Annotated in this window: 17 protein-coding genes, 2 tRNA genes and 2 pseudogenes; 8 read left to right on the forward strand and 13 right to left on the reverse strand. The window is 70.5% G+C overall.

The window, feature by feature from the left end; genetic code table 11:
- The 4 genes from ACFWWR_RS21935 to ACFWWR_RS21950 form a co-directional block, all read right to left on the reverse strand.
- On the reverse strand, window positions 1-565 hold a 565-nt coding region (locus ACFWWR_RS21935; protein WP_384304874.1), incomplete at its 3' end, for a PTS sugar transporter subunit IIA.
- A 238-nt stretch (window positions 566-803) separates the two neighbouring features.
- Window positions 804-1,751 (reverse strand): 1-phosphofructokinase, encoded by a 948-nt coding sequence (gene pfkB, locus ACFWWR_RS21940; protein ID WP_384304877.1) that lies wholly within the window; start codon window positions 1,749-1,751, stop codon window positions 804-806.
- The gene (locus ACFWWR_RS21945) at window positions 1,748-2,509 is read right to left on the reverse strand and encodes a DeoR/GlpR family DNA-binding transcription regulator (RefSeq protein ID WP_383859085.1); all 762 of its coding nucleotides are present in this window, start codon (window positions 2,507-2,509) and stop codon (window positions 1,748-1,750) included. Before ACFWWR_RS21945 ends, pfkB begins: the two co-directional genes overlap by 4 nt.
- Window positions 2,510-2,794: 285 nt before the next feature.
- Window positions 2,795-4,303, reverse strand: coding sequence for an MFS transporter (locus ACFWWR_RS21950; RefSeq protein WP_383859088.1), 1,509 nt, complete (start codon window positions 4,301-4,303; stop codon window positions 2,795-2,797).
- Between the two features lie 63 nt (window positions 4,304-4,366).
- Here ACFWWR_RS21950 and ACFWWR_RS21955 point away from each other — a divergent pair, with 63 nt between their 5' ends.
- Window positions 4,367-5,338 (forward strand): helix-turn-helix transcriptional regulator, encoded by a 972-nt coding sequence (locus tag ACFWWR_RS21955; RefSeq protein ID WP_384304879.1) that lies wholly within the window; start codon window positions 4,367-4,369, stop codon window positions 5,336-5,338.
- 599 nt (window positions 5,339-5,937) lie between these two features.
- On the opposite strand, the gene ACFWWR_RS21960 is transcribed toward ACFWWR_RS21955, so the two are convergent.
- Window positions 5,938-6,543, reverse strand: coding sequence for a TetR/AcrR family transcriptional regulator (locus tag ACFWWR_RS21960; RefSeq protein WP_383859134.1), 606 nt, complete (start codon window positions 6,541-6,543; stop codon window positions 5,938-5,940).
- A 611-nt stretch (window positions 6,544-7,154) separates the two neighbouring features.
- The gene (locus ACFWWR_RS21965; protein ID WP_383877640.1) at window positions 7,155-8,150 is read right to left on the reverse strand and encodes an RNA polymerase sigma factor RpoD/SigA; all 996 of its coding nucleotides are present in this window, start codon (window positions 8,148-8,150) and stop codon (window positions 7,155-7,157) included.
- A 169-nt stretch (window positions 8,151-8,319) separates the two neighbouring features.
- Here ACFWWR_RS21965 and ACFWWR_RS21970 point away from each other — a divergent pair, with 169 nt between their 5' ends.
- Window positions 8,320-8,838: a GNAT family N-acetyltransferase gene (locus tag ACFWWR_RS21970; protein ID WP_383877642.1), complete on the forward strand. Its 519-nt coding sequence runs from the start codon at window positions 8,320-8,322 to the stop codon at window positions 8,836-8,838.
- 100 nt (window positions 8,839-8,938) lie between these two features.
- Here the strand turns inward: ACFWWR_RS21970 and ACFWWR_RS21975 are convergent, their stop codons facing one another.
- Window positions 8,939-9,730, reverse strand: coding sequence for a dioxygenase (locus tag ACFWWR_RS21975; RefSeq protein ID WP_383877644.1), 792 nt, complete (start codon window positions 9,728-9,730; stop codon window positions 8,939-8,941).
- A 135-nt stretch (window positions 9,731-9,865) separates the two neighbouring features.
- On the opposite strand from ACFWWR_RS21975, the gene ACFWWR_RS21980 reads away from it, so the two are divergent.
- The gene (locus ACFWWR_RS21980) at window positions 9,866-10,375 is read left to right on the forward strand and encodes a MarR family winged helix-turn-helix transcriptional regulator (RefSeq protein WP_383877646.1); all 510 of its coding nucleotides are present in this window, start codon (window positions 9,866-9,868) and stop codon (window positions 10,373-10,375) included.
- A gap of 94 nt (window positions 10,376-10,469) precedes the next feature.
- Here the strand turns inward: ACFWWR_RS21980 and ACFWWR_RS21985 are convergent, their stop codons facing one another.
- Together ACFWWR_RS21985 and ACFWWR_RS21990 are read right to left on the reverse strand one after the other, a co-directional pair.
- Window positions 10,470-11,999: an MFS transporter gene (locus ACFWWR_RS21985; RefSeq protein ID WP_383877648.1), complete on the reverse strand. Its 1,530-nt coding sequence runs from the start codon at window positions 11,997-11,999 to the stop codon at window positions 10,470-10,472.
- A 185-nt stretch (window positions 12,000-12,184) separates the two neighbouring features.
- Window positions 12,185-12,829 (reverse strand): TetR/AcrR family transcriptional regulator, encoded by a 645-nt coding sequence (locus tag ACFWWR_RS21990; protein WP_383877650.1) that lies wholly within the window; start codon window positions 12,827-12,829, stop codon window positions 12,185-12,187.
- Between the two features lie 419 nt (window positions 12,830-13,248).
- Here ACFWWR_RS21990 and ACFWWR_RS21995 point away from each other — a divergent pair, with 419 nt between their 5' ends.
- Window positions 13,249-14,544, forward strand: a complete 1,296-nt coding sequence (locus ACFWWR_RS21995; RefSeq protein ID WP_383877652.1) for a M6 family metalloprotease domain-containing protein — start codon at window positions 13,249-13,251, stop codon at window positions 14,542-14,544.
- 193 nt (window positions 14,545-14,737) lie between these two features.
- Window positions 14,738-16,396, forward strand: coding sequence for an IclR family transcriptional regulator C-terminal domain-containing protein (locus ACFWWR_RS22000; RefSeq protein ID WP_384304882.1), 1,659 nt, complete (start codon window positions 14,738-14,740; stop codon window positions 16,394-16,396).
- Between the two features lie 100 nt (window positions 16,397-16,496).
- Here the strand turns inward: ACFWWR_RS22000 and ACFWWR_RS22005 are convergent, their stop codons facing one another.
- Window positions 16,497-17,120 carry an NADPH-dependent FMN reductase gene (locus ACFWWR_RS22005; RefSeq protein WP_384304885.1) on the reverse strand — a complete coding sequence of 208 codons (624 nt, stop codon included), beginning with the start codon at window positions 17,118-17,120 and terminating at the stop codon, window positions 16,497-16,499.
- Window positions 17,121-17,226: 106 nt separating this feature from the next.
- Between ACFWWR_RS22005 and ACFWWR_RS22010 the strand changes: the two genes are divergently transcribed.
- A tRNA-Arg gene (locus ACFWWR_RS22010) sits at window positions 17,227-17,299 on the forward strand.
- 108 nt (window positions 17,300-17,407) lie between these two features.
- Here the strand turns inward: ACFWWR_RS22010 and ACFWWR_RS22015 are convergent.
- A pseudogene (locus tag ACFWWR_RS22015) lies at window positions 17,408-17,677 on the reverse strand (site-specific integrase); the annotation flags it as partial.
- Window positions 17,674-17,994 (reverse strand): annotated as a pseudogene (locus ACFWWR_RS22020) (Ku protein); the annotation flags it as partial. The pseudogenes ACFWWR_RS22015 and ACFWWR_RS22020, both read right to left, overlap by 4 nt.
- Before the next feature lie 137 nt (window positions 17,995-18,131).
- On the opposite strand from ACFWWR_RS22020, the gene ACFWWR_RS22025 reads away from it, so the two are divergent.
- Both ACFWWR_RS22025 and ACFWWR_RS22030 read left to right on the forward strand, forming a co-directional pair.
- A complete protein-coding gene (locus tag ACFWWR_RS22025) occupies window positions 18,132-18,404 on the forward strand; it encodes a hypothetical protein (RefSeq protein WP_383877657.1) in 273 nt (90 codons plus the stop codon).
- A 219-nt stretch (window positions 18,405-18,623) separates the two neighbouring features.
- Window positions 18,624-18,700 (forward strand) — tRNA-OTHER (locus tag ACFWWR_RS22030).
- A 64-nt stretch (window positions 18,701-18,764) separates the two neighbouring features.
- Here the strand turns inward: ACFWWR_RS22030 and ACFWWR_RS22035 are convergent.
- Window positions 18,765-19,532 carry a hypothetical protein gene (locus ACFWWR_RS22035; protein ID WP_383877658.1) on the reverse strand — a complete coding sequence of 256 codons (768 nt, stop codon included), beginning with the start codon at window positions 19,530-19,532 and terminating at the stop codon, window positions 18,765-18,767.
- Window positions 19,533-20,079: the final 547 nt, after the last annotated feature.

The raw sequence follows: 20,079 nt of genomic DNA on the forward strand, positions 1-20,079 counted from the left end.
GGGCTTCTTTCGGGACCGGCGGCCCGTGGTTGTCGCGTTCGGAGTCTGGGTCGGTGCCGGTGGCGGGTTCGGCGGAGGCCGCCGCCGAAGCCGCCACGGAGTCTTCGGAGGCACCGGAGGCCTCTTCGTCGCCGCGGATCAGTGCCGCGGCGGCAGCCGCGTCGCCCGCCGCGCGCAGTGCGTCGGTGAACTCGGCGTTCATCAGCTGCCGGGCGAGCGAGGACAGGATCGTCAGGTGGGCGTCGTCGGCGCCCGCGGGGGCGGCGATCAGGAAGATCAGGTCGGCGGGGCCGTCCGGCGCGCCGAAGTCGATGCCGGTGGTGCTGCGCCCGAAGGCGAGCGTCGGCTCGGTGACGTGCTCGCTGCGGCAGTGCGGGATGCCGATGCCGCCGTCGAGGCCGGTCGGCATCTGTGCCTCACGGGCGGCCACGTCGGCGAGGAAGCCCTCCAGGTCGGTCACCCGGCCCAGGGCGACCATGCGCTCGGCGAGGGCACGCGCCGCCGCTTCCTTGGTATCGGCGGACAGGTCGAGGTCGACCAGGTCCGCGGTGATCATCTCGCTCATCGCGGGCTCCTTCGCACGCGTATCGCCCGGGGGGTGTGGTGGGCGGGGGCGGGGACGGGGACGGGGGTGCAGTGGGGGGTGGCGGGGGCGGTGGAGGAGGCGGGACCGGGGAAGCCCCGCCCCCTCCGGGCGGCGGGCCGGCTCAGGTGGCCCTGCCTCCCATCGGCCGCGGCGAGTAACAGGGAGCCTCGCCGCTTCACGGCCGGTCCGGTGAGGACGCCGGAGAACACGAAGCAGGTCATGACACCGGCTCCTTCAGTACTCGGTCCACCGGCACCTCGGTGGTGACCGTCACCGCCGCCGGATCCAGGTCGGCCGGCGTCGGCATCACGCTGCCGGGCAGTTGGACGGCCGCAGCGCCGTGCGCGACCGCCGAGGCGAGTGCCTGCGGCCCACTGCCGCCGGCGATCAGGAAGCCGGCGAGGGAGGAGTCACCGGCGCCCACGTTGCTGCGTACGACCTCGACGCGCGCGGTGCCGAACCAGGCGCCCGCGTCGTCCACGAGCAGCTGCCCGTCGGCGCCCAGGCTCGCCAGCACGGCACGGGCGCCCATCTCGCGCAGCTCCTCGGCGGCCTTCACGGCGTCGCCCACCGTGGACAGGGGGCGCCCGACGGCCTCCGCGAGCTCCTCGGCGTTCGGCTTCACCACGTCGGGCCGCTCGCGCAGCGCCGCGAGGAGCGCGGGTCCCGAGGTGTCCAGCGCGATGCGCTTGCCGGCGGCGTGCGCCCGTGCGACGAGCGCCGCGTACCAGGACGGTCCGAGGCCTCGCGGCAGGCTTCCGCAGCAGGCGATCCAGTCGGCGTCGCGGGACTGCGCGCGCACCGTCTCCAGGAGCAGCTCCTGCTCCTCCGCCGACAGTTCGGGACCCGGCGCGTTGATCTTCGTGAGGACGCCGTCCGACTCCGCGAGCGCGATGTTCGAGCGGGTGGCTCCGGCGACCGGCACCGGCGCGACCTCGATGCCCTGGGCGTCGAGCAGGGCGGCGACGAGCGCGCCCGGCGCACCACCCAGGGGCAGGACCGCGACCGTGCGCTGTCCGGCGGCCGAGACGGCGCGCGAGACGTTCACGCCCTTGCCGCCCGGGTCCATGCGCTCGCCGGTGGCGCGGATGACCTCGCCGCGGTCGAGCGCAGGGACCTCGTAGGTACGGTCCAGGGACGGGTTCGGGGTGACGGTGAGGATCATGCGCGCACTACTTCCGTGCCGCCGCGCTCGATCGCGGCGGCGTCTTCGGGGCTCAGCCCGCTGTCGGTGATCAGCAGGTCCACGTCGCTCAGGTCGCCGAAGCGGGCGAAGTGCTCCTGGCCGTGCTTGGAGGAGTCGGCGAGCAGCACCACGCGGCGGGCCGCGGCGATCGCCGCGCGCTTGACCGCGGCCTCGGCGAGGTCGGGGGTGGTCAGGCCGTGCTCGGCGGAGAAGCCGTTGGCCGCCACGAAAAGGACATCGGCTCGGATCTCGCCGTACGCCCGCAGCGCCCAGGCGTCCACGGCGGCGCGCGTACGGTGCCGTACGCGTCCCCCGACGAGGTGGAGCTGGATGCCGGGGTGGTCCGCGAGGCGGGCGGCGATCGGCAGGGAGTGCGTGACGACGGTGAGCGCCGCCTCCAGGGGGATCGCGCCGGCCAGCCGCGCCACGGTCGTGCCGGCGTCGAGGAGCATCGTGCCCTCGGTCGGCAGTTCGGCGACGGCCGCCTTGGCGATGTGGTCCTTCTCGTCGGCCGCCGTCGTCTCGCGTTCGGCGAGGTCCGGCTCGAAGTCGAGGCGGCCGGCCGGGATGGCGCCGCCGTGCACCCGGCGCAGGAGGCCGGCGCGGTCGAGGGCCTTCAGGTCGCGGCGGATCGTCTCCGCCGTGACCTGGAACTCCTCGGCCAGCGACACCACGTCCACGCGGCCGCCGTCACGGGCCAGCCGGAGGATCTCCTGCTGCCGCTCCGGTGCGTACATGCCCGTTCGCCTCCGACCTGTGCCCGAACCTGTGGTTTCGCAGGCACGCTACGCCCGGATTACCAGAAAGTAAACAGGTTCGGACGTGATTCGGGCATGAACGGACTTCTGTTTCTGTCCGAGTGCGGTATCGGTCCCGTCCGAGTGGCCTCGGTCCCGCCGAGTGCAGCATCGCTCCCGCCCGAGTGTGGCATCGGTCCCGCCCGAGTGTGGCATCGGTCCCGCCCGGACACGACAGCAGGGCCCGGCACCTCCCCAGGTGCCGGGCCCTGCTTTCCCCGCCGCTCAGGACACGAGCTCGGGCTCCCTCTCGTCCACCACCGCAAGCTCCGCCCCGGCACCTTCCACGTGCTGCGCCGGCCGCTTCGGCAGCGCGAACATCAGCAGGAAGATGACGCCCATCACCGCGGCCACCCACCACAGCGCGCTCTGGAAGCCGTCCACGAAGGCCGGGCCCACCTGGGCAGGCCGCAGGTCGTCGGCGATCACTCCGAAGAAGACCACCGACACCAGTCCGAGCCCCAGCGCGTTGCCCATCTGCTGCACGGTGTTGATGAGCCCCGACGCCGAACCCGCATGCTCACGCGGCACCCCCGACAGCACCGCGTCCGTCAGCGGGGCGACGATCAGGCCCATGCCCGCGCCCATCACGACCAGCGGCAGCGCCATCTGCCAGGACGCGATGCCGAGGCCGAACCGCTCGGACTCCCAGATGTAGAGGAGCACTCCGGCCCCCATCACCAGCGCGCCCGCCTGGAGCACCCTGCGGCCGAAGCGCGGCACCAACTTCTGCACGGACAGACCGGCCGCCAGGGACACGGCGATCGAGAACGGCACGCCGGTCAGCCCGGCCCGAAGCGGGGTCCAGCCCAGGCCCATCTGCATGTACATGGTCCACACCAGGAAGAAGATGCCCAGCGCGACCCCGAAGACGGTCTGCACGGCGATACCGGCGGCGAAGCTCTTGACGCGGAAGAGCGACAGCTCGATCAGCGGGGACCCGTCACGCGCCGTCTTGCGCCGCTCGTACGCCACCAGCGCGCCGAGCACCACGAGCGAGCCGCCCATCGACACGTGACCCCACAGCGGCCAGCCCAGCTCCTCGCCGCGGGTGAGCGGGTAGATCAGCATCAGCAGGCCCAGCGTCACCAGCGCGACGCCCACCAGGTCCAGCTTCAGCGCCTTCGGCGCCTTGGACTCGGTGATGAAGCGGCTGCCCAGAAGCAGACCCACGATGCCGACCGGCAGGTTGATCAGGAAGATGGGCCGCCATTCGAGCCCGAACAGGTTCCACTCCGTCAGCAGCGCGCCCAGCAGCGGGCCGGAGACCGCGCCCAGGCCGACGATCGCGCCGAAGAGCCCGAAGACCTTGCCCCGCTCGTGGGCCGGGAAGGTGGCGTGCACGATCGACAGGACCTGCGGGACCATCAGCGCCGCCATGCCGCCCTGCAGGATGCGGGAGGCGACCAGCATCTCCGGGCCCGCGGCGAAGCCGCACAGTGCGGAGGCGAGGGTGAAGCCCCCCATGCCGATCAGGAACAGCCGCTTGCGGCCGTGGATGTCGCCGAGCCGTCCGCCGGTGATCAGACCGGCCGCGAAGGCCAGCGCGTACCCGGCGGTGATCCACTGGATCTGGCTGAAGGAGGCGCCGGCGTCCTGCTGGATCGACGGGATGGCGATGTTGACGATGGTGACGTCGACGAGGTCCATGAAGGCCGCGGTCATCACGATGGCGAGAGCGAACCAGCGACGCCGGTCGCCCGCCGCACTGAGGGTGGGCTCGGTGGAGGTCATGTCCCACAAGCTATGACCGCACTAGGACAGGTCGTGTCCTACTTGTGCGGCATCCTCGATCTCATGACGACGGACACTCCGGCCCGACTCCTCCAACTCCTCTCCCTCCTCCAGACGCCCCGCGAGTGGCCCGGCGGCGAACTCTCCGACCGGCTCGGGGTCTCCCGCCGTACGGTCCGGCGGGACATCGACCGGCTGCGGGAACTCGGCTATCCCGTGCAGGCGACCATGGGCGCCGACGGCGGCTACCGGCTCGTCGCGGGCAAGGCGATGCCGCCGCTCCTGCTCGACGACGAGGAGGCGGTCGCCATCGCCGTCGGCCTGCGGGCCGGCGCCGGGCACGCGGTCGAGGGCGTGGAGGAGGCCTCCGTACGGGCACTGGCCAAACTGGAACAGGTGCTGCCGTCCCGGCTGCGGCACCGCGTCGCCACCCTCCAGGCCGCGACCACACCGCTGACCAGCGGGGACGGGGCGAGCATCGCGCCCGAGACGCTGACCGTCATGGCCTCCACGGTGGCCGGACGGGAGCGGCTGCGGTTCGCCTACCGCGCGAAGGACGGGGCCGACTCGCGCCGCGTGGTCGAGCCGTACCGGCTGGTGTCCACCGGGCGGCGCTGGTACCTCGTCGCCTACGACCTCGACCGTGACGACTGGCGCACCTTCCGCGTCGACCGGGTGAGCGACCCCTTCGCGACCGGCGCACGGTTCGCGCCGCGCGAACTGCCCACGGGGGACGCGGCGGAGTACCTGCGCCGGTCGATCAGCGGCCGGCAGGAGACGTACGGCTTCACCGTGACGTTCGACGCCCCGGCCGAGGTCGTCGCCGCCCGGGTCCCGGAGTGGCTCGGGGTGCCCGAACCGCTGGGCGAGGGCCGATGCCGGTTGCGGGGATCGGTCGGGGATCCGGTGGAGTGGCTGGCGGTGCGGCTGGCGATGCTGGGACACGACTTCACCGTCCAGGAGCCGCGGGAACTTGTGCGGTGCGTACAAGAGTTGGGCGCGCGCATGGTCCGGGCGGGGTCGGCCCCGAACTGACCGCGGCCGGCCTCTCGCCTCCCGTCTCCCGCCTTCCGCCTCCCGCCTAGAGCGGGGTCGGCCCGAACTAACCGCGGCCGGCCTCTCGCCTCCCGCCTTCCGCCTTCCGCCTCCCGCCTTCCGCCTCCCGCCGTCCGTTTCCCACCTCCAGCAGCGCGTCCGCGGGTGTCCGGCTTGGCGGCCGATGCCGGCCCTCGCGGGGTCGTACGGGGTCGTACGGGGTCGTACGGGGGTAGGCAGTCGCGGAGCCAGCGGGTGCGGCAGTGCAGGGGCTCCAGCCTGGCGCCGACGTCGGGCCACCACGGGTTCGTGCGGCAGTAGGCCGCGCGGAGCCAGCCCGTGCGGCAGTGCGGGGGCTCCGGCCTGGCAGCCGACGTCGGTCCCGGACGGGGTCCTCCGGCGCAGGCCTCCGCAGAGCCAGCCCGTGCGGCAGCGCGGGGCTCGGTGCCGCGCCCCGCACACCGGGCGCGGCTCGGCTTCGGGGACCGCGGCCCCGCCCCCCTTCCGCCAACGCCTCCGTGCCGAGCCCACGATGGGCCGCCAAGCGGGCCAACAGCTCACCGGATCGCCGGTGTTCAGTCAGCCATCGGGGCCGTCCTTCAGGCCCGGCGCCCCTCCCACGGGAACTCCCCCAGGGCCCCGAGGTGACGCAGCGCCAGCCCCGTCGGCCCCTCGGATCCGGCGGCCGGGGCGTCTCCCGTGGCCCACGCCTCAACCGCCGTACGTACCGCGGCGCTTGCCACGGCGGCGGCGAAGCGCAGGTGGGGTGAGACGTGGGGGGAATCGGCAACGTTGTCGTCACTCGGCGTGAGTCGCTCCGCCAGTACGTCGGCCAGCGTCCGCTCCCCCGCCTGGCAGACCTCCGCCCACACCTTGCCGAGCCCCGGGTCGGCCTCCGCCAGCCGGATCAGGGTGCGGACCCACTCCCAGGACGCCGCGGACACTCCGACGCCCGGCGTCAACGTGTGGCGGGCCGCGTGTTCCAGGGCCTGCTGCACGGACAGATCGGCGGGTGCCTCGCGGACCGCCTCCGCCCAGCGCTGGGCGCCCGCCGCGTAGAGCGGGGCGACGGCCTCCTCCTTGGTCGCGAAGTAGCGGTAGAAGGTGCGCGGGGCGATTCCCGCGGCCTGGGCGATGTCCTCGGCCCGGGTGGCCCGCAGGCCGTGCTTCACGAAGAGACCGGCGGCCACTCTGGCGATGTCCATGCGGGTCGCGGCCTTGCGTCGTTCGGTGAGGGAGACGGAGGTCGCCGAAGAGGGGTGGGTGGGGCTGCTCACGTTCGGCAGGCTATGCCCATGTGACAGAATCTGCCATCCGGCGGGCCACCCCGGGGTTCAGGTACGGGGTGGCCCGCCATCCCAGCCTGCCCGGGCCCGGGCCCGGTACCGCGGCCCGGTACAGCGCGGAAGCGGCCCGGTACAGCGTGGAGCCGGCGCGGAAGCGGCGCACCGAGGACGACGGCGGTGTCGGCGGCACCACTGCCGAGGACGACGGCGACGGGCTCGCCGATGCGGCGGGCCGCAGAGAGCGAAAAAAGCCGGGCTCCGGCGCCCGGGGGGAGGGGCGCCGGAGCCCGGCTCGGGGAGTCCCGGCGCCGGGGGGGGTGTGCGTCGGGACGTGGCTCGGTGGGTCGGAGGGCCGCGGAGTGCGGCGGCGGGACGTCGTCCCGGCCCGCTCGAACTCCTGGACCCTGAAGTCTTGTTCCCTGGCTCCGCCGGTTGAAGCGGCGTTACAACGCCATGTTTGCGCTGTCTTTCGCCACCCGGCGTACGCGGCCGCCGACATACGCTCCCCGGCGCCGCGCCCGCGCGGGATGTCAGGCCGCCGCGTCGAACCCGGTGTCCCGCGCCAGCTTCTTCAGCTCCAGCAGCGCGTGCTTCTCGATCTGGCGGATCCGCTCGCGCGTCAGGCCGTGCTCCTTGCCGACCTCGGTCAGCGTGCGCTCCCGGCCGTCCTCGATGCCGTACCGCATCTTGATGATGGAGGCCGTGCGCTGGTCGAGGCGGCCGATGAGGTCGTCGAGCTCCTCGCTGCGCAGCAGGGTCAGGACGGACTGCTCGGGGGAGACCGCCGAGGCGTCCTCCAGGAGGTCGCCGAACTGGGTCTCGCCCGCGTCGTCCACCGGCATGTTCAGGGAGACCGGGTCGCGGGCCCAGTCCAGGACGTCCGTCACACGGTCGGCGTTCGAGTCGAGCTCGGCGGCGATCTCCGCGGGCTCCGGGTCGCGGCCGTGCTCACGGTTGAACTCGCGCTGCACGCGCCGGATCCGGCCCAGCTCCTCCACCAGGTGGACGGGCAGGCGGATGGTGCGCGACTGGTCCGCTATCGAGCGGGTGATCGCCTGACGGATCCACCAGGTCGCGTACGTCGAGAACTTGAAGCCCTTGCGGTAGTCGAACTTCTCGACGGCGCGCACCAGGCCGGCGTTGCCCTCCTGGATGAGGTCGAGGAGCGGGAGGCCGCTGCGGGGGTAGCGCCGGGCCACAGCGACGACCAGACGCAGGTTGGAGCGGATGAAGACGTCCTTGGCCCGCTCGCTGTCGGCCACCAGGGCCTCGAGCTCCTCGCGGGTCGCGGGCGACTTCGACTCCTCGAACCCGTCGAGGAGCTGCTGGGCGAAGACACCGGCCTCGATGATCTGGGACAGCTCGACTTCCTTGGCGGCGTCGAGCAGCGGTGTGCGCGCGATCTCGTCGAGATACATGCCGACCAGGTCGCGGTCGGCGATCTCGCCGCCATGGGTGCGAACACTGCTTGCCGCGTCGGTCCCGCCGGTGGCGGACTGACGACGGGCGACGGCACGGGTTGCCATGCGTGCTCCCTTGCGTGGTGAGGTCAGCGGGTGGTCCTGGACACTCGGCACTCTCCTCGGGTGCCCGGCATCCGATGGAAACAACGACTGGAATCCGGACAGAATTCCCAACCCACCCCTGTATTTTTCTGATCATGCAGTATCCTGCCCGGCCACACGAGGAGGAGCGATGCCGTCGGAACGTACAGAGGTGCAGGTCAGGCCGGGAGTCGACTGTGACCTCGCCGCTCTCACCGGCATCTACAACCACTACGTTCGTGAGACGTCCATCACATTCGACACCGCCGTCTTCACTCCGGAGGAGCGCCGCCCTTGGCTGCTCTCCCACCCTGAAGACGGCCCGCATCGCCTGATGGTTGCCACGCATGCGGACACACAGGAGATTCTGGGCTACGCCACATCCAGCCCTTATCGCGCCAAGCCCGCCTACTCGACCTCCGTCGAGGTCACCATCTACCTCGCCCCCCACGCGGGCGGCCGCGGCATCGGCACGCTGCTCTACAAGTCCCTCTTCGAGGCGCTGTCCGGCGAGGACCTGCACCGCGCCTACGCGGGCATCGCACAGCCCAACGAAGCGTCCACGCGGCTGCACGAACGCTTCGGATTCCGGCCCGTCGGCACATACCGGGAAGTGGGCCGGAAGTTCGGCCGCTACTGGGACGTGGCCTGGTACGAGAAGGATCTCTAGAGGTCCTTCAGAGGCCGCGCAGAACCAGGTCCCTGGCCGCCGCGGCCGAGCCGTGACCGTCTCAGCGAACCCTGGCCGCGTCAGCCGAACCATGATCGTCTCAGCCGAACTGCACCGACCGCTTCGCCATCCCCATCCAGAACCCGTCGATCACGGACTTCTGCGAGTCCAGCTCACCGGCCACGTCCGCCGCGCCCATCGTCACGAACAGCGGGGCGAAGTGTTCGGTGCGCGGGTGGGCGTACCGGCCTGCCGGGGCCTTGTGGAGGAAGTCCAGCAGGGCGTCCCAGTCACGGGTCTCCAGGGCGCGGCGGCCCCAGTCGTCGAACTCGGACGACCAGGTGGGCACTCCCCCGCCCGTGTGCCGCAGCGCGGCCAGGTTGTGGGTGAAGAAGCCGGAGCCGACGATCAGCACGCCCTCGTCGCGCAGCGGCGCGAGCTTGCGGCCGATCTCCATGAGGCGGACCGGGTCCAGGGTCGGCATGGAGACCTGCAGGACCGGGATGTCGGCCTCGGGGAACATCTCCACCAGCGGGACGTAGGCGCCGTGGTCGAGGCCGCGGTCCGGGATGTCCTGGACGGGCGTGCCGGCCGTGCGCAGCAGCTTCCGTACGGACTCGGCGAGTCGGGGGGCGCCGGGAGCCGCGTACTTCACCTGGTAGTAGTGCTCGGGGAAGCCCCAGAAGTCGTAGACGAGGGGGACGGGCACGGTGGCGCCGAGGGCGAGCGGGGCCTCTTCCCAGTGGGCGGAGACCATGAGGATCGCCTTGGGCCGCGGCAGTCCGGCCGACCAGGCGGACAGTTCGCCGGGCCAGACCGGGTCGTCCGCCAGCGGCGGGGCGCCGTGGCTGAGGTAGAGGGCGGGCATCCGCTCCTCGGTGGCGGCGGACATGACGGCTGCTCCCTCCGGAAGAACCCGCACGTGAGGCGGTTCACGATAGTTCACTTGAAACCTCAAGCTATTACAACTCCGAGGATACGCCCGGTTTGTTTAAGATTCAAGGAGAGCCCTCGTACAGTGGAGTACATGAACACGGCATCCGCACCCGCTGAAGAGCCGCGCTGGCTCACCGAAGAGGAGCAGCTCGTCTGGCGCTCCTACCTGCACGCCACCTACCTTCTCGAAGACCACCTGGACCGTCAGCTCCAGCGTGACGCGGGCATGCCCCACATCTACTACGGTCTCCTCGTCAAGCTCGCCGAGTCCCCGCACCGGCGGCTGCGCATGACCGAGCTGGCCAAGCACGCGAAGATCACCCGCTCCCGGCTGTCCCACGCCATCGCCCGCCTGGAGAAGAACGGCTGGGTACGGCGCGAGGACTGCCCCTCCGACAAACGGGGCCAGTTCGCCGTACTCACGGACCAGGGCCTGGAGACGCTGAAGCAGACCGCACCGGGCCATGTGACGGTCGTACGGAACGCGCTGTTCGACCGGCTCACCCCCGAACAGCAGAAATCCCTCGGCGAGATCATGCAGATCATCGCCGAGGGACTTCAGCCGAACGAAGCGGGTGCGGACCTGCCCTGGCTCCGCTGAGCGCAGCCGGGGCAGGTCCGCTGGGGCGTACGTACGAGGCGTCCCCTCCCCGTACGTACGTGGGGCCCGAAGGGATACGACCGGATGGTCGCCGTCAGTGCGCGACCACCGGCACCCTCAGCTCGTCCTCGACACCGTCACCGGAGCCGGTCACCGCGCCGGTGTCCGGGCGGCCGGTGTTGATGAAGGTCGCGGCGACCGCCGCGGCGAGCACGAGGATGCCGACGGCGAACCAGATGGCGTTGGTGTAGCCGTGCACCTGGCCCTCCAGCTGGACCAGCTGCTGCTGGGCCTGGGAACCGGCGCCGCCGATGTGGTCCTTGATGTACGAGGCCGTCGCCGAGGCGGCGATCGTGTTCAGCAGGGCCGTACCGATCGCGCCGCCCACCTGCTGCGAGGTGTTGACCATCGCGGAGGCGACACCGGCGTCACGCGGCTCGACTCCGTGCGTGGACAGCGACATGGCGGGCATGAACGCCGTACCCATGCCGAGGCCGAGCAGCACCATTCCCGGCAGGATCACGCTGGCGTACGAGGAGCCGATCTCCAGCTGGGTGAGGAACAGCATGCCGACCGCGGCGACCAGGAAGCCCGGAGCCATCAGCAGGCGCGGGGGAACCCGGGTCATCAGGCGGGTACCGATCTGCGTGGAGCCCACCATCATGCCGCCGATCATCGGCAGGAAGGCGAGGCCGGTCTTGACCGGCGAGTAGCCCAGCACGAGCTGCAGGTAGTAGGTCAGGAAGAGGAACAGGCCGAACATCGCGATGATCGCCAGGCCGAGGGAGAGGTAGACACCGCCACGGTTGCGCTCGGTGAGAACGCGCAGCGGCAGCAGTGGGGCCTTGACCTTGGACTCGGTGAAGACGAACGCGGCGAGCAGCACCACCGAGGCGACGAACAGGCCGACGGTCACGGAGTCGCCCCAGCCGTCGGACTCGGCGCGGGTGAAGGCGTAGACGAGCGTGACCAGACCGAGGATGGAGAGGATGACGCCCGGGATGTCGAGCGGCGAACGGTTGCGGCCGCCGGCCGGCTCACGGATGACGAAGTACGCGCCCGCGGCCGCGACGACCGCGAACGGGATGTTGACGAAGAACGTCCAGCGCCAGTCCATGTACTCGGTCAGGACGCCGCCGAGGATGAAGCCCACGGCGCCGCCGCCACCGGCGATCGCACCGTAGATACCGAACGCCTTGGCGCGCTCCTTGGGCTCCGTGAACATCACGGCGAGCAGCGAGAGCGCGGCGGGCGCGAGCAGTGCGCCGAACGCACCCTGGAGGGCGCGGGCGCCGAGCATCATCGCCTCGTTCGTGGCCGCGCCGCCGAGGGCGGACGCGCCGGCGAAGCCGATCAGACCGGCGACGAAGGTGCGCTTACGGCCCCACAGGTCGGCGATGCGGCCACCGAAGAGCAGCAGACCACCGAAGGCGAGGGCGTAGGCCGTGATGACCCACTGCCGGTTGCCGTCGGAGATACCCAGGTCCTGCTGGGCGGAGGGCAGGGCGATGTTCACGATGGTCGCGTCGAGAACGACCATCAGCTGGGCGAGCGCTATGAACGTCAGCGCTTTCCAGCGGTTGGCATCAGGGACGCCAGGGGCCTTTACGGCTGTTTCAGACATGGTGGTACCCACTCCGGGACTTCGTGACGGAAAAGATGTCGTATAAGGGACGAAAAGGGTGTCTTCAGGAAAGGCTTGAGGAAGGTCGGGCCGTCAAGGACGGCCGGCTCTTCAGGGACGGCTCGTCATCGGTGACGGCCGCGGAAGTCGGTGCACTGACTGGCGCGCAGCGCCGAACTCATCGGTCAGGCCTTGCGGAGGTCCTCCATGGTCACGGCCGTACCCGGCAGGGTGGAGCGGGCCGGGGCCCGCAGTCCGTCCAGGAACAGCTGCAGATGGCGGTGAACGAAGCGGTCGATGCTGAAGCAGTCCGTACCGGCCGGGGGTCGGCTCAGCTGGATCGCGGTGACCATCAGGTCGCCGATCCCCACGTCGGCACGGAGCTGACCGGCCGCCTTGGCCCGGCCCATGAGCTGCTCCACGAGCTGATCGCAGCGTTCGCGCGCGGCCTTCAGATCGGGGTGGTGCTGGTCGAACGTGCTGGAGGCCATCGGGCACAGCGCGCTGATCCGCTCGTCGACGGCGGTGTGCAGGAAGCGTGCCAGCGCCTCGAACGCGTCCCCGGTCTCCATCAGCGCCCGCTCGGCCGCCTCCGAGGTCCGGTCCATGACCGAGCAGACCACCTCGCGGACCAGGGCGTCCCGGTCCGGGAAGTTGCGGTACACCGTGGCGTTGCCGACGCCGGCCCGGCGGGCGATGTCGTCGAGCGGGACGTCCGGGCCCAGTTCGACGAACATCTCCCGGGCGGCGGCGACGATCCGCTCCCGGTTGCGCAGAGCGTCGGCACGCGGCCGGGGCGTCTTGCGCTGCACGGGGGTCGCGGTCTGCACGGTGTACTCCAGGTTGCTGGTGTGCGATCAGAGGCTGTTGCGTGTGCGATCAGAGGTTGTTGCGTGTGCGATCGGAGCTGTGTGTGCGATCGGAGACTGTGGTGTTGCGGTTGAGATGTGATCCGGGGAAGCTCTCCCCACTTCGCTCGGACACAGGTCTAAACGGGGAAGGGATCCCCGGTTATTTCCTGCCCGCCCACAGATCTTGTGTGACCTGAGTCACATTCATATGGCGTGACTGAGTCACCTCCACCTGATGCCCCCGGGTCCCGCCACCCGATGGCCCGAGTCCCGCCCCCTCCGTTCCGGAAACCCACGTTCGGGCTCTTTCAGCGCGCGCCCGCGCACCCCTCGTCACAGGGTGATCGAAAGGGCGCAGCCTTCAGATCGGCGGCTGCCGCGGACCGAAGGGGCCATGCATGCAGCCGAGCCGTCGGATACGCCCGCGCCGCATGGCCACTCTCGCCTCCGTGACCGTGCTGACCCTCGCCGTCAGCACATCGGCCGGCACCGGACACCTCAGGCCGGCCCCCACCACGGCCGGCGCCGGACCCATCGTGCTGGCCCGCACCTCCGCACATCTCCCCTGCATGATCAGCGGCAGCCCGACGGTCCAGATGACCGAGGGCGTCCCCACCCCCGGCGGCTACTCCCGCTCCACCGGCACCGTCCGCGCCCTCACCCTGATGGTCGACTTCTCCGACGCGCCCGGCTCGGGCCGCGCTCTCGACCGCTTCCACGAGTTCTTCCCGCAGACCCAGCGATGGTTCCGCACCAGCTCCTACGGCCGTCTCGACTACCGCCCCGAAACGCCGGTCACCGACTGGCTGCGCATGCCCCAGCCTTTCCACGCCTACGACATAGAGCGCGGCGCCCCCTTCGACCCCGGCTACCGGCAACTGGTCCAGGACATCGTGGCCACGGCCGATCCCCGGGTGGACTTCCGGTCGTACGACTTCCTGAACGTCCTGGTCACACCCAACGCCGGCCCCTCCGCCCTCGACACCGTCCTGTCCGTCACCTTCGCCGGCAACCCGGAGGCCCCGGTCGCCGACGGCGTCCCGGTGTCGAACGCGTCCTTCGTCTACTCCCGCCAGGACGACGGCTCCGGCTCCTACGACCGGACCGGCTACCGCGTCCTCCCCCACGAGAACGGCCACGTCTTCGGCCTCCCCGACCTCTACACCCAGGAGGGCGGGGGCGCGGTCGGCCACTGGGACATCATGAGCGAGGACTGGGGCGCCAACAACGACCTTCTCGCTTGGCACAAGTGGAAACTCGGCTGGCTGGACGCACCCCAGGTGCACTGTGCGACGGCCCCCGGGACGACGGAGTACAGCCTCACCCCGCTGGCCCGCCCGGGCGGCACGAAACTCGTCTTCGTCCCCCTCGACCGCCGCACCGGATACGCCGTCGAACTGCGCACCCGCGAGGGCAACGACGAGACGGTCTGCCGTCCCGGCATCCTCATATACAAGGTCGACGCCGACATCGACACCGGCCAGGGCCCGATCACGGTCTACGACTCCCAACGCGACAGCGGCGGCTGCACCCGCAGCCCCAACGTCCACGCGGAACTCTCCGACGCGCCCTTCGTCCCCGGGGAGGAGTTCCGGGACACGAAGCGGGGGGTGCGGATCGCGGTGGCGGGGGCGGGAGCGGGAGCGGGAGCGGGCCTTTCGGGGGATTACCGGGTGCGAGTCAGTCGGGGGTAGGAGTGGGGGGTGGGAGTCGGGGATGGGAGTCGAGGGTGGCAGTCGGGACAGGCGATGCCTGGCGGACTCCGGAATACGGTGGGCCTACCAGGGCGACCCCGATGTCTCCGGATTACGGTAGGCCTGGCCAAGGCGACCCCGGCGGACCCCCGGAATCCGGTAGGCCTGCCCTGACCGCCGTACCGGAGAACCGATGCCCGCCGACATGACCGATACAACGCATACAACCCGCAACGCCGCCGCCCCACCGGCCGGCTCCCCTGCCGTACCCGCCGTACCCGCCGTACCCGCCGAGGCGGTCGCCCCGCTGATCCGAGGGGTCGGCGTGCTGCGGCGACTGACCGAGGCCGGCGGGACGATGAGCGCGAGCGGATTGGAACGAGCCACCGGCCTCGCCCGTTCGACGGTCGACCGGATCACCTCCACCCTCGCGCGCATGGCGTACGTCCGTCTCGACGGCCGGGACGTGATCCTCACCCCCCGCCTGATGGAACTGGGCAACGCGTACCTGTCCGCCCTGCGCCTGCCTGCACTGCTCGACGCCCGCGCGGACGCCCTCGCCGACGAGCTGGACGAGTCGGTGTCACTGGCGGTCGGCGACCGCGACGGCATCCGCTTCATCCATCAGGCCACCCGCCGCCGCGCGATGTCCCTCAGCTTCCGCATCGGCGACCTGCTGCCGGCCGAACGCACCGCGCCGGGCCCGCTGTTCGCGACGGAGTGGACGGACGAGGACTGGCAGGGCTGGCGGGCACGCCGGGCGGCGGACCCTGAGGACCGGGACTTTCCGGCCGTACCGCCGCGTGAACGAGCAGGCGTGGACGAGGAGTTCGTACTGGCCGTGTCCCGGGCGCGGGAGAACGGCTGGGCGTTGGACGACCAGTTGATCGAGCCGGGCCTGGTGGCGGTGTCCGTACCCGTACGAGATCCGCGCACCGGCCGGATCGCCTGCGTGGCGAGCGTGGTGAGCCACACGAGCCGGCACTCGGCGGCGGACTTGCGCGAGACCCTGCTGTCGCGGCTGCGGGGGGCGGTGGCGGACATGGAGGGGGAACTGGGCGGGGTGGGCACGCAGGCGGAGTCCGCGTCCCCGTCCGTGTCCGGGTCGGCGTCCGGGTCGGCGGCCTGGACGGGGGCATCGAAGCACGAGCTGGGCAGGGACTTCGTCGAGTCCCTGGCCCGTGGCCTGACCGTCCTGACGGCCTTCGGCGAGGGCCGGGCGGAGCTGACGCTGACGGAGGTGGCGAAGGCGACGGGGCTGGCCCGGGCGACGGCACGGCGGGCGCTGATCACGTACGAGCACCTGGGCCTGGTGACGCCGGGCGCCGCGGAGCGCACGTTCGCGTTGACGCCCCGCGTGCTGTCCCTGGGCTTCCCGCCCCTGTCCCGTACGTCCCTCTCCCGCATCGCGACCCCGCACCTGGCGGATCTGTCGGCAAGGGTCCACGAGTCCTCGTCACTCGCGGTCCTGACGGCATCGGGCGAGGAGATCCAGTACACGGCCCGGGCGACCACCAGCCGCGTCCTGAGCGCCGACATCACGATCGGCACGCGGCTGCCGGCCGGGGCGACGGCGCTGGGGCGGGTACTGCTGGCGGACGAGACGCAGGTACAGACTCAGGGCTACGCCCTGGTCGACGAGGAACTGGAAAAGGGCCTGCGCTCCGTCGCGGTCCCCATCCGCGACCGCACGGGCAGAACGGTCGCCGCCACGAACGTGGCCCTGCACGCGGCCCGCCGCACGGTGGAGGAGATCGTGACGGAGATCCTGCCGGAGCTGCGGGCGACGGCGGATCGGATCGAGGATGACCTGAGGGTGGCGGGCCGATTCACGAGGGTGCCCCTGTCGTGACGGGCGGAGCTCCCGCCGCTGCCTCAGCCGCCGCTGCCTCAGCCGTTCACTGCGGCAGCCGTCAGTGCCTCAACCGTCGTACGGCCGGGCCGTCGCTGCCTCAATCGTCGTACGGCCGGGCCGCCCGCCCCTCCCGCAGGGTCACCCCCCACCAGGCCAGCTGGTCCAACAGAACGGCGGCGGCCTTGGTGGTCCCCTCCTCGTCGTACGGCCGCCCGAGCTCGTCGAACCTCTCCCAGGCCATGTGAAAACTGACGGTGTCGCGCAACGTGACGGCATGCAGCTCGGCGAAGACCTGCCGCAACTGCTCCACAGCCCGCTGGCCGCCGGCCATCCCCCCGTACGACACGAACCCGACCGGCTTGGCACGCCACTCGCTGTACACGTAGTCGATGGCCAGCTTGAGGGAGGCCGGGTAGCCGTGGTTGTACTCAGGCGTGATCACAACAAACCCGTCGAGCCCGCCGATGCGCTGCGCGAGCCCCGGGACATCGTCCCCGCCACCACCACCGTCGGCTCGCTCGAAGGAGAGCTTGAGCTCGTCGACGAGGGCCGGCTCGGACAGGTCGATCACTTGGACGTCCATGTCGTCGCGTCGGCGGACCTCGGAGAGGAACCAGGGGGCGACCTTGTCGGCGAAGCGACCGGGGCGGGTGCTGCCGATGAGGACGCCGATCTTGAGTGGGAGCGGCTGCGTCGTGGTGTGCGGTGCTGTCTTAGGCATGAAGCAGAACGTAGAACCTAAACATAACTTGAGGTCAAGCCCACCCCACCACCTCCGACCGCCCACCAGTAAAGGACCAGCCCCACCCGCTACACTGAACGCCGTCGCCTTCGTAGCTCAGGGGATAGAGCACCGCTCTCCTAAAGCGGGTGTCGCAGGTTCGAATCCTGCCGGGGGCACACAACCAAGGGCCAGCTCAGGAGGGGTTTCCTCCCAGGCTGGCCCTTCGTCGTGTTCGAGGTCGCGCCACACGCGTGGCACTGGAGTCCACGCGGAGTCAACAACCCCTACGCGGGAGCCTCTCCCCCACCTTCGCGGATCATGGCCCCGAGCCGATCGGCGATGGCCCGATCACGGTCGCTGGTCATGTGCTGGTAGATCAGTGCGGCGCGTGAGCTGCTGTGCCCCATCCGCGTCGTCAACTCGCGTGTGCTGGCCCCAGCCGTGGAGGCCAGTGTGTTGCCCTTGTGCCGCAGGTCGTGAAAGTGCTTGAACCAGTCGTCCCTGCAGTTCCTGACGGCCAGGTCGCGGCCAAGCCGTACAAGCTGCTGCGGCCCTCGCCGATACCGGTCGGATCGATGGAGTCGAGTGGCGCGAACGCTTGGATCTCGATCGCCTTCGCCGTCGGCAGCGGCAGGTCCCGCAGCTCGTCATCCGAGATAGGCACGACGTTGTCCTCAGACACCTAATAGCCCTTGCCGATCTCCGACTGGGAGACCTCCCGATCGCACACCTTCCGCACCCGCACCCGACCCATGTCCTCCAGGTGGTACTGGTGGAACTGGATCGACCTGTTCTCGGTAGCGCTCGCCATGTGGATAGGTACGGTGACCAGGCCAAACGAGATAGCACCTGACCAGATGGTTCGCGGCATGGCAGACCTCCGCGACAGCCCCGAGCATTGCCAGGCTACGCGCCAACCACCCGCGTCACATATCCACGCAAACGCGACGAATGGATGCAGCAATGTGAGGAACACGGACACCAACCCCCTCGCGAACGGAGCACGACATGGTCATCAAGAAGATGCACGACATGGGCATCCGCAGCGAACACGCCTACATGGCCGCCATGGCCTCCATCGGCCTCTCCGTCGCCACCTGGCTGGGCTCCCTGAAGGTCGAGCCCGTTGGCGGCCTCGCCCGCGCCGACCGGTGGGGCATCTTCGTCGGCGAATGGGCTCCGACTTTCTTCGGCCTCGGCGTCGCCCTCTCCCACTACGAGCAGCAAGACGGCACCCTCACCGCCACCGTCCACGAACTGCGAGAGCAGAAGGCCGGCTGACCACACGCGAGCGCCCGCCCCCGGTTATGTCGGGGGCGGACAAGCGGAACGTTGAGGGCAACACGACGCGCTCGACCCGACCTGCGTCAAGGTCTTCGAGGAGAAGGTCTGACTATCATCGGCTGAGGTTCGTGCCACTGCCGTGCCAGATGCAGAGGTCAGCCACGGTCAATGGGGTGTCCTGCGGTCGAGTTGCCGACCGACTGACCTGGTATCGAAGCCCCAGGCCACCGGCAAGACCCCCCGCCTCTCTCCTAAAACGGGTGTCGCAGGTTCGAATCCTGCCGGGGGCACCAGGCAAAAGGCCCCGGACCGATCATGTTCCGGGGCCTTTGACGGCAGGCTTGACGCCAGTGGCTGTTAGCGCACGTCGACGTAGTCGCCTGTGGCGTTGACCGCCGAAGTGGTGGACGTGCCCGGGAAGGACCAGCGCCAGTAGCCGTCGGCCGCTGCCGTGACCGTCGTCGACAGGTTGCCCGTCGAGTTGGTGTAGACCGTCTTGAGGGTCGTGTAGGTGGTGGTGCCCGCCTTGCGGAACTGCAGCTTCACGGGCTGGTTGGTGTAGCCCGCGTAGACGCGCTTGTCCCAGTTGGCGCGGGCCAGCTTGCCCGTGACCGTGATCGGCTTGCCCTTGGCTACCGGCTCGGGCCCGGCGTTGACGCTGAGCGTGCCCCGCCTCAGGACCGAGTGCTTGGTGGCGCCGCCGTTGTTGTAGAGGTCGCCGTCCTTGGACTGGAGTTGGACGGTCACGTCCCACTTACCCGCGAGGGTGTTGCGGGGCACGCCCCAGCCCGAATCGAGCTTGAAGGTGAGCTTGCAAGTGGAGGTGGTGGCGTTGACCACGGTGCACGTCGGGGCGCCGTGGTATGACCAGTAGGTGTCGCCGACCTCCCGGTCGATCTGGAGGAACGCGAGGTCTTTGCTGATCCCCGAGTCGTCCGAGGCGGTCACCGAGATGGTGAACGACTCGCTCTGGGAGGTGCCGAGGACGATGGGCTTGCCGCCGTTCACGGACAGCTTCTGGATCACCACGCCGGTCTCCGCCGCGTAGGCGGCCGGGGCGGTGACGGCAGAGGCGGCAAGCGCCAGGGCGCCGGTGAGGACGGCACCTATGGATTTCACGCGCATGAATCCCCAATTGGTTCGGGCCTGCCCCGGCCGTGAATCCCCCCCGGCCGCAGGCATGGCAGATGGGCCGAGAATATGTCACCTGCGCAGCTCAGCCGCCGCCGGAGTGCGGACCCCGACGCCCCATGCCTGATGCATCGCAGGGCGTAGGCGGCGGCGAGCTTGTGTTCGCAGGAGGCGTTCGGGTGCCGTATGCCCTCGGCTACGGGGACGGGAAGGTCTCACACGCGCTCGCTGGTCAGGCGAGCGCGTGTGAGACACCTGCCGACCAACGCGTCGTTCTATGGGCCTGCCGTCAAGCTGCGGGCAGACGGCGCTGTAGCAGCCGATCCAGGTGGCTGATCGCTTCCCGCTGAGAGTCGTGCACGACGTGCTGGTACACACGTCCACGGCGTGAGGCATCAGCGCCTGTCGCTCGACCGTCCTACGCGATCGCCGTAGTGGACAGGTCCGGTTCCGGCGGTGGCGGGTGGCTCGCCGCCGTGGGCAGGCTCAGCACCATGGTGAGGCCGCCGCCCGGTGTGTCCTCGGCGTGCAGGGTGCCGCC

It is taken from the genome of Streptomyces sp. NPDC058678 (assembly GCF_042714835.1).
In the GTDB taxonomy this organism is placed as follows: Bacteria; Actinomycetota; Actinomycetes; order Streptomycetales; family Streptomycetaceae; genus Streptomyces.

Bases quoted from the DNA above. Each gene is read 5' to 3' on its own strand.
- ACFWWR_RS21995 (WP_383877652.1), top strand. From the start codon at position 13,249: ATGCAGCCGAGCCGTCGGATACGCCCGCGCCGCATGGCCACTCTCGCC.
- pfkB (WP_384304877.1), bottom strand. From the start codon at position 1,751: ATGATCCTCACCGTCACCCCGAACCCGTCCCTGGACCGTACCTACGAG.
- ACFWWR_RS21955 (WP_384304879.1), top strand. From the start codon at position 4,367: ATGACGACGGACACTCCGGCCCGACTCCTCCAACTCCTCTCCCTCCTC.
- ACFWWR_RS22035 (WP_383877658.1), bottom strand. From the start codon at position 19,532: ATGCGCGTGAAATCCATAGGTGCCGTCCTCACCGGCGCCCTGGCGCTT.
- ACFWWR_RS21970 (WP_383877642.1), top strand. From the start codon at position 8,320: ATGCCGTCGGAACGTACAGAGGTGCAGGTCAGGCCGGGAGTCGACTGT.
- ACFWWR_RS22025 (WP_383877657.1), top strand. From the start codon at position 18,132: ATGGTCATCAAGAAGATGCACGACATGGGCATCCGCAGCGAACACGCC.
- ACFWWR_RS21950 (WP_383859088.1), bottom strand. From the start codon at position 4,303: ATGACCTCCACCGAGCCCACCCTCAGTGCGGCGGGCGACCGGCGTCGC.
- ACFWWR_RS21985 (WP_383877648.1), bottom strand. From the start codon at position 11,999: ATGTCTGAAACAGCCGTAAAGGCCCCTGGCGTCCCTGATGCCAACCGC.
- ACFWWR_RS22000 (WP_384304882.1), top strand. From the start codon at position 14,738: ATGCCCGCCGACATGACCGATACAACGCATACAACCCGCAACGCCGCC.
- ACFWWR_RS22005 (WP_384304885.1), bottom strand. From the start codon at position 17,120: ATGCCTAAGACAGCACCGCACACCACGACGCAGCCGCTCCCACTCAAG.
- ACFWWR_RS21980 (WP_383877646.1), top strand. From the start codon at position 9,866: ATGAACACGGCATCCGCACCCGCTGAAGAGCCGCGCTGGCTCACCGAA.
- ACFWWR_RS21965 (WP_383877640.1), bottom strand. From the start codon at position 8,150: ATGGCAACCCGTGCCGTCGCCCGTCGTCAGTCCGCCACCGGCGGGACC.
- ACFWWR_RS21945 (WP_383859085.1), bottom strand. From the start codon at position 2,509: ATGTACGCACCGGAGCGGCAGCAGGAGATCCTCCGGCTGGCCCGTGAC.
- ACFWWR_RS21960 (WP_383859134.1), bottom strand. From the start codon at position 6,543: ATGGACATCGCCAGAGTGGCCGCCGGTCTCTTCGTGAAGCACGGCCTG.
- ACFWWR_RS21975 (WP_383877644.1), bottom strand. From the start codon at position 9,730: ATGTCCGCCGCCACCGAGGAGCGGATGCCCGCCCTCTACCTCAGCCAC.